Here is a 1728-nt window from a genome sequence, read left to right on the forward strand (position 1 = left end):
ACTCTACATCATTTTCTGTAAGGACGTAGGCGGGAACAGAGCTTAGGATCGTTTGGTTCCAAAACTGTGGAAATTGGATATGATCGCACAGTGGATCTCCACATGCACCCTTGGGGTTTACCCTCCCATGTCACGCTGGGTCTATGCCCTTACATTCCTTCGTTCTACCTCTCAAGGGGTGGATGCCGATTCTTGCTCCTTTACGGGGTCGTAGCCCTTATGGTGTGTAGTTCTCCGGCTTCTCCGATGCTTCCATTGTCATTGTTATACACATGTGAATAAGCGAAAACTCAGGTTAATAGCTGTTGATTTTCTTAAGCAGCACTCTTTTGTATGCTGGTTTGATGAACATGTCCTAACACTTCGGTGGCATTGTATGATTTTTGTTTCGTCCCCAAAGTATGAAGGATGCGGATCAATCTTCCACACAATGCGATGAGCGACTGCTTCTTCTTTAACGGGTTTTGGGAGCGCGTCGTGTAATGCTTATGCAACGCTTTAAACTCTTCGTTTTTAGCCACTAGCGGCAAGATACAGCGGAACAGCAATGCCCTTAAACGAGAACGTCCTCGTTTGCTTATACCTGTCTTTCCTTTGCGATCACCTGAACTGTTCTCTACGAGATTAAGTCCAGCTAACCGTATAATCTGCTGTCCGTGGTCGTAGCTATTTATATCCCCAATTTCAGCAAGGAAACCAGCAATAGTGACAACACCTACGCCTGGAATACTTAGCATTTCGGCAGTTCCGGGGATTTTCCCCAATATCTCTAAAACGTCTTTCATAATCTGTTCTTCTTGTTTCAAGTAAAGATCGAATTCTTCTAGCAGCAAACGAAGCTGAACCCGCGCAGCGACTAGACCTTCTTTAAGCCCAATTGAAACCTCTGCTGCTGCATAGAGCTGTTCAGCACGCTTGATGCCGACTCCGCGTTTAACTTCCTTCTTCCAACACGCAAGAATATCTCTGGCGCCTTTAGAGACAATCTCTTCTGGTGTCGGGAATTGGCGCATCGTCATCAGGGACGCCTTCCCATCCCAGCTTTTAAACACCTTCGCATACCCAGGAAAGTAACGATCGAACCAATTGACAACCCTGGATTTAACTTGTGTTAAGCTGCCCATGATCTGCTCCCTTGTGTTCATCAAAATCCGTAAGTCTGCATATTCCTTTGTGGGTAATTTGGGCTCCGTGTAATTCCCGTTTCGAACGAGGTTGGCAATAACTTTGGCGTCCTTGTAGTCGCTTTTTATTTGTGTGTTGTCCTCAAGTTCCTTGCTTTTGTTCACATGGTGAGGATTGACGAGAACCAATTTGATTCCTTCATTCTGCAAGTAAGCAGCTAGTGGAAACCAGTAGTGTCCGGTAGGCTCGATACCCAAAATGATATCCGTCTTGCTGTGAGACTGCTCGAGCTCCTTCATCCACGTTACAAGGCTTCCTAGCCCCTTTGCATCATTACTGAATACACAATCCTTGCCGAGCTCAATTCCACGAAAATCTACGGCCCTAGCGACATGAAGCCGCTTGGCAATATCTACGCCAACAACGAGCGTTTTTTCGGTAATTCTTGTAATACGTTGATTTTGTTTCTGTTTCATCTTATGCTTCATAGTGAGTGCCTCTTTTCGTATGTGGGTTTAGTTCTTGCCGGAACGTTTCCCAGTATACTAGAGGCGCTTTTTTCTTTCAAAGCTCAAATTACTTCATTACAGGAATGGCTCCTTT

General features: G+C 45.3%; 1 protein-coding gene. It reads right to left on the reverse strand.

The features are described from left to right. Nucleotides 1-314 precede the first annotated feature (314 nt). Nucleotides 315-1601, reverse strand: coding sequence for an IS110 family RNA-guided transposase (locus tag AC1TPC_RS26785; protein ID WP_482069766.1), 1287 nt, complete (start codon nucleotides 1599-1601; stop codon nucleotides 315-317). Nucleotides 1602-1728: the final 127 nt, after the last annotated feature.

The organism is Paenibacillus sp. Y280 (genome assembly GCF_056786335.1).